At 73.9% G+C, this 2,349-nt stretch carries 3 protein-coding genes; 2 read left to right on the top strand and 1 reads right to left on the bottom strand.

Features of this window, described 5'->3' with window-relative positions:
• Positions 1-86 precede the first annotated feature (86 nt).
• The gene (locus tag ESO86_RS15605) at positions 87-575 is read left to right on the top strand and encodes a nucleoside/nucleotide kinase family protein (protein WP_129235786.1); all 489 of its coding nucleotides are present in this window, start codon (positions 87-89) and stop codon (positions 573-575) included.
• Between the two features lie 34 nt (positions 576-609).
• Positions 610-1,236: an MSMEG_1061 family FMN-dependent PPOX-type flavoprotein gene (locus tag ESO86_RS15600; RefSeq protein WP_129235785.1), complete on the top strand. Its 627-nt coding sequence runs from the start codon at positions 610-612 to the stop codon at positions 1,234-1,236.
• 34 nt (positions 1,237-1,270) lie between these two features.
• Here ESO86_RS15600 and ESO86_RS15595 read toward each other — a convergent pair whose 3' ends face one another.
• Positions 1,271-2,191: an ABC transporter permease gene (locus ESO86_RS15595; RefSeq protein ID WP_129235784.1), complete on the bottom strand. Its 921-nt coding sequence runs from the start codon at positions 2,189-2,191 to the stop codon at positions 1,271-1,273.
• Positions 2,192-2,349: the final 158 nt, after the last annotated feature.

Raw genomic sequence — 2,349 nt, 5'->3', positions numbered from 1 at the left:
GGGCAGGGGCGAGCGCGGCCGAAGGCCGGCCGGCCGGCGGGCGCGACGGATGCCTCGGGCGCACGCATCGGCGTAGCGTGTCCGCCATGGCACAGGTGACGGAGGACCGCCGAGCGCTGCTCGAGTCGGTCGCGGAGGAGTTCCTGCACAACTCGTGGCGCGGGAGGCGCCTCGTGGCGGTCGAGGGCGCCTCGGAGGCGCCGGCCGCTCGATTCGCCGACGACCTCGCCGCGACCCTCGTCGAGCGCGGGCAGCCCGCCGTGCGGGTCTCGGTGGGCGATATCGACGAGCCGACGCTGCGCTCCGCGACCGTCGAGCCGTTCCGCGCCGGCACGCTCGCGGACGCCGAGGACGACGACGACGTCGTCCTCGTCATCGACGGCCGGCGGCTCCTCAACGACGCCGTCCGCGGCATCTGGCACTTCACGGTGTGGACCCTCGCGGGCGACGAACTCCCCCACGCCGCGACGAACGTGATCATCGACCTCACCGACGAGGCGGCGCCCACCCGGTACTTCTACGACCTCTGCAGGCTCCCGCCGAGCATCGGCGAGCGCCGGGCCGAGGCCCGCTGAGGGGCCCGGCCGCGCCGGGTGCAGGATGGGGAGCATGAGCGAACGCGGCATCCCCGTGACCAGCGCCGACGAGCTCGAGGAGATCCTCGGCGCCCCGACGACGGCAGCGGTCGGGAAGACCCGCGACCGGCTCGACGAGATCGATCGCGAGTGGCTCGCCGCGGCATCCCTCGCGTTCGTCGCGACGAGCGATGAGCACGGCGACCTCGACGTCTCGCCGAAGGGCGACCCGGCCGGGTTCGTGCACGTGCTCGACGACACGACGATCGCGATCCCCGAGCGGCCGGGCAACCGACGCGCCGACGGCTTCCGCAACGTGCTGCGGAACCCGCACGTCGGGCTCGTCCTCATCGTGCCGGGACGCGGCGACACGCTCCGGATCAACGGGCGCGCCACGATCGTGCGCGACGCGCCGTTCCTCGACGGCATGGTCGTGAAGGGCCACCGCCCCGCGCTCGCGCTCGTCGTCGACATCGACGAGGTGTTCTTCCACTGCTCGAAGGCGTTCCTGCGCTCGCAGGCCTGGAGGCCCGAGACCTGGACGCCCGACGCCGTCCGTCGGCGCGCGCTCATCGCCAAGGCCCTCGAACGACCCGAGGCGGATGTCGCCGAGCTCGACGAGTACTACGGTCCGTCGTACGCCGCGCGCATCTACGGGTAGCGCGCGGGCGCGCCATCCGTCGCCCCGACCAGCGCTACGACAGGACGTCGCGCGTCGCGAACCGCCAGGCGGCGAGCCCGCCGAACACCGCGATCCATCCGGCCTGCAGCAGCGCGTTGTCGGCGAAGGACTCCCACGACGGGGGCGATCGCAGCAGGTCGGCGAAGTCGAACCAGCGGTCGGAGAACAGGAAGGGATGCACCGACTCCAGTTGGGGGATCGCGCCGACGATCTGGGCGACGACCGCGAGGATCGCCGTCGCGGCCATCGCGCCGACCGGCACGACGGTGAGCGTCGACGCGAGCAGTCCGATCGCCGAGAGGCCGAGCATCGAGACCGCGACGTACGCGCCGATCGCGAGCAGGCGGAGGAGCCCCTCGCCGACCGGGATCTGCCCGCCGGAGAGGAGCGTCACGGGACCGACCGGGAACAGCGCCCAGCCGATCAGGGTGCCGACGACGATCACGGTGAGCGCCGCGGCGACGCAGAACACGGCGGCGACCGCGTACTTGACCGCGAGCAGTCGCAGTCGGCCCGCCGGGGCGATGAGCAGGTAGCGCAGCGTCCCGTGGCTCGCCTCGCCGGCGATGGCGTCGCCCGAGACGACCGCGATCGTGAGCGGGAGGAACAGCGGGGTGGCGACCACCAGCGCGGTCATCCCCACGAAGAGGCCGTTGCCGGCGACCTGGTCGAGGAACGCCGGGCCGCGGCCGGGGCCGGACGGGCCGGCGATGCGGATCGCGATCGCGATGAGGATCGGGATCAGCCCCAGCGCCGCGAGCATCGCCCACGTCCGCCAGCGGCGGAAGAGCGTGGCCGTCTCCGACGCGAAGAGCGACGCCAGGCCGCCTCGTCGCTGCCGCCGAGCTGCTCGCGGGTGCGCGGGCGCGGGGACTGCGGCGTCGCCGGCATCCGAGGACGTGCCGACGGTCGCGGACGCCTCAGCCGACGACATCGAAGCCCTCCCCCGTGAGCTCGACGAAGCGCTGCTCGAGGCTCGTGCGCCGGATCGCGAAGCCGCGCACCCGCACGCCGTCGCGTACGAGCGCCGCGACGACGGCCTCGGCAGCGGGCTCGTCCGGAGCCCGGTCGTCGGCGGCTCGGTCGTCGGGC

The organism is Agromyces binzhouensis (genome assembly GCF_004135055.1).
GTDB classification, from domain to species: Bacteria; Actinomycetota; Actinomycetes; order Actinomycetales; family Microbacteriaceae; genus Agromyces; species Agromyces binzhouensis.
The sequence above is the reverse complement of the archived record's forward strand: the minus strand, read 5'-3'. Positions and strand labels throughout refer to the sequence as shown.